Source organism: Sphingomonas segetis (assembly GCF_009720245.1).
In the GTDB taxonomy this organism is placed as follows: Bacteria; Pseudomonadota; Alphaproteobacteria; order Sphingomonadales; family Sphingomonadaceae; genus Sphingomicrobium; species Sphingomicrobium segetis.
In genome coordinates this window covers 1-572 of sequence record NZ_WJSQ01000323.1, presented here as the reverse complement: position 1 = coordinate 572, position 572 = coordinate 1, and the positions used below count along the sequence as shown (strand labels likewise).

The window sequence follows — 572 nt, the reverse complement described above, 5'->3', positions numbered from 1 at the left end:
CCCCCCCCGCCGGTTCCGCCGCCGCCGCCGCCGCAGCGCCGCCGGCCGCAGCAGAGGGACGAAGCCGGAGCGCCCGCGAAACAGGCGGAGCCGACACCCGTCGTGGCACCGCAGCCGCGGATCCCTGCGCCCTCGCCCATCCCCGCCGCCAGGGTCGCTGGCGCCGGCAGCGCTTCAAGCTCGGGAGCGGGCGCGTCGGGAACGGGCAGCGGTGGCGGCGGCAGCGGGAGTGGAACCGGCGCCGGCGGAACCGGTGATTTTACCCCGGCGCGCAAGCTCACCAAGATCCCTGATCGCGAATACCGGCGCTTCGCCGCCACCGGAATTGCCTCGGGAAGCGTGGCGATTTCCGTGCGCGTGAACGCCGACGGCTCGGTCTCGAACTGCCGTGTCGTGCGCAGCAGCGGCAATTCCGCGGCCGACGCACTGATGTGCCAGCTGTTCGTGCAATATGTCCGGTTCAGCCCCGCGCGCGACCCGGCGGGCCGGCCGGTCGCGCAGGACATCACCTGGGTGCCCGTCTGGGCGCGGCGCTAGCGCCCGCCGACAGTGCTCGACTTCGCGCCGTCGCT

General features: G+C 74.1%; 1 protein-coding gene. It reads left to right on the top strand.

Features of this window, described 5'->3' with window-relative positions; genetic code table 11:
• On the top strand, positions 1-537 hold a 537-nt coding region (locus GH737_RS15030), incomplete at its 5' end, for an energy transducer TonB family protein (RefSeq protein WP_230558866.1).
• Positions 538-572 lie beyond the last annotated feature (35 nt).